The 2,477-nt window shown below is 42.9% G+C and carries 3 protein-coding genes and 1 pseudogene; all 4 read right to left on the bottom strand.

The window, feature by feature from the left end:
* Positions 1-357: pseudogene (locus AC1DVJ_RS30615) on the bottom strand (magnesium transporter MgtE N-terminal domain-containing protein); the annotation flags it as partial.
* A 22-nt stretch (positions 358-379) separates the two neighbouring features.
* Positions 380-823: a flagellar export protein FliJ gene (gene fliJ / locus AC1DVJ_RS30610; protein ID WP_477596645.1), complete on the bottom strand. Its 444-nt coding sequence runs from the start codon at positions 821-823 to the stop codon at positions 380-382.
* A gap of 9 nt (positions 824-832) precedes the next feature.
* On the bottom strand, positions 833-2,161 hold the full coding sequence (gene fliI / locus AC1DVJ_RS30605; RefSeq protein ID WP_477596643.1) for a flagellar protein export ATPase FliI: 1,329 nt from the start codon (positions 2,159-2,161) through the stop codon (positions 833-835).
* Positions 2,161-2,477 (bottom strand): FliH/SctL family protein (locus tag AC1DVJ_RS30600; RefSeq protein WP_477596641.1); only part of this gene is annotated, 317 nt, incomplete at its 5' end. The genes AC1DVJ_RS30600 and fliI, both read right to left, overlap by 1 nt.

Raw genomic sequence — 2,477 nt, 5'->3', positions numbered from 1 at the left:
CTTTAAAGAGTGATCTTTTGACTCTGTCGTCGTATCTGCCTTTTGCAATGCTGTTGTTAGTTCAGTTACTCGGGCATTCAGCTTCGCAATCTCATCCTCTTTAAGTTTTACGCTTTGTTCAGGAGAAGTTGCCTTCCCCTCAGCTGCCACGGGAGCAGTTTCTTTTGGCGCCGGAACTATTATTCCAATGACAGGCGTATTGTGAAGTGCTTTTTGAATACTACTTTTGATATCATAATCAAAAATCGAAAGCAGCACGAAGAGTAGAACCGCCGTAAACACAAAGGGGATGACAAACCATATCAAAAATCGCTCCAGTGCACTATAAGATGTACCCTCTACGCTTGTATCGGCCATCTCTTCGTCCCTCCTTTTTTACTTAATACGAAACTCGCTTGAATCGATTCGTTGCCATTTCATCAAGCGCATCCTGCTCTTTTTTCGCAATCATGACTTGAAATTGGTTATGTGCCTTCTCTCTTGCTTTCGTCCAAACTTTTTCATCTATCATTTTCACTGATAAATGCTCTTGTTTTTCTGTAACGATATGCCGAGCATGCTTAACATCTTGGTGCTTACGAGCAATTTGACTGTCCATATGATTCATATAGCTTTGCATCATAAGCATATTCGATATGGTCACGGAATGGCTTGATGCTTGAACCATTTCATTGTGTAAGTTTTCCTTCTGCTCAAACAATCCGTGTAAGTTCGTTTCTTCATTCCGTAACTGACCCATTGCCTCAGATAAAATCCACTCTGCTTGTGTTCGTTCATTGTTTTTCAAATCGACAACTTGCTGGAAAGAATAGCGAAAACTCATCTAGGACCMTCATCCCTTATAAAATTCTTGGATTAATCGTTCTTGTGCTTCTTCATATGTTAGCTTTTCACTCGTTTTTTGTTTCGTGAAATTCCAAATGGCCTCAATGTTATCCATCGCAACATCAATATTTGGGTTAGATCCTTTTTGGTACGCCCCAATATTAATAAGATCTTCCGAATCTTTATATATAGAGAGAAGACGCTTAAGTTGATCCGCAGCTTCCATATGTTCTGAAGGAACAATTTCTTTCATTACCCGACTTACACTGGATAAAACATCAATCGCAGGGTAATGGCCTTTATTCGCAATACTACGATTAAGGACGATATGACCATCCAAGATTCCCCTGACAGCATCAGCAATTGGTTCATTCATATCATCACCGTCGACAAGCACAGTGTAAAATGCAGTAATTGAGCCCTTAGCTCCCGTACCTGAGCGCTCCAAAAGCCTTGGCAGCATAGCAAATACAGAAGGAGTGTATCCCCGCGTAGCCGGTGGTTCACCTACAGCTAGTCCAACCTCACGTTGTGCCATAGCAAACCGCGTGACGGAATCCATCATCATCATGACATTTAAGCCGCGATCTCTAAAATACTCAGCAATACTCGTCGCTATCATAGCGCCTTTAATCCGAATTAACGCAGGTTGGTCCGATGTTGCCACAATGACAACCGATCTCGCCAATCCCTCCGGTCCCAAATCACGCTCGATGAAATCCAATACCTCTCTGCCACGCTCTCCAATGAGTGCAATGACATTGACATCAGCCGAAGTATTGCKGGCAATCATACCCATTAATGTACTTTTCCCAACACCGGAGCCTGCGAAAATACCAACACGCTGACCTTTACCTATTGTCAATAATCCATCGATACAACGTACACCAACCGAAATCGGGTTGAGAACACGCGGACGTGTCAACGGATTACTCGGTGAATTATTTGTTGAGTACTGTGCCATTCTAGAAGGTAGATACGAACCATCTAATGGCTGACCCAGCCCATCCAGAACCTTGCCCAATAACTCATGTCCAACCTGGACTGTTAACGGCTTACCTGTGCCTACAACATCACAACCAGGTCCAATTGCGTCAAGATTACCTAGCGGCATCAGAATAACTTTATTGCTACGGAATCCAACCACTTCAGCTTTTAACGCCTTATTAGATTTATGCGGATAGATATAACAAAGATCACCTATACTGACATCCGGGCCCTCGGATTCCACGGTAAGTCCAATTACTTGCGTTACTTTGCCGTTCACCCTGATCGGATCAATCGTTTGCAAAACTTCCTTATATTTATCCGCCTTCGGTATGGATGCCCTTGTCATTATGATTCCTCACTTTGTATGGCCAATTGCTGTAGTGCGGACTTGATTTCTTTCAGCTGGGTATCAATTCTGGCATCAATACTTCCGTATGAGGACCGAATCACACACCCTTGATCTTGAACTGAGGAATCAGGTATAATTTCGAGCTCGGCCTGCGAATCAATCGAAGTGATTAATTCTTCTCTCGCATCTTGGATATACGCAAATTGAGATGGAGCCACACATAATGTGATAATCCCCTTTTCTCGTCTACGTGCGAGTACTTTTTGAATGAGTTCTATCACCCATTCCGGTTCCAAAGATAATTGGCGTAGAA

The sequence above is a fragment of the Paenibacillus sp. P4_A9 genome, assembly GCF_056402415.1.
This window is presented reverse-complemented; position numbering and strand designations above follow the sequence as displayed.

Bases quoted from the DNA above. Each gene is read 5' to 3' on its own strand.
- fliJ (WP_477596645.1), bottom strand. From the start codon at position 823: ATGAGTTTTCGCTATTCTTTCCAGCAAGTTGTCGATTTGAAAAACAAT.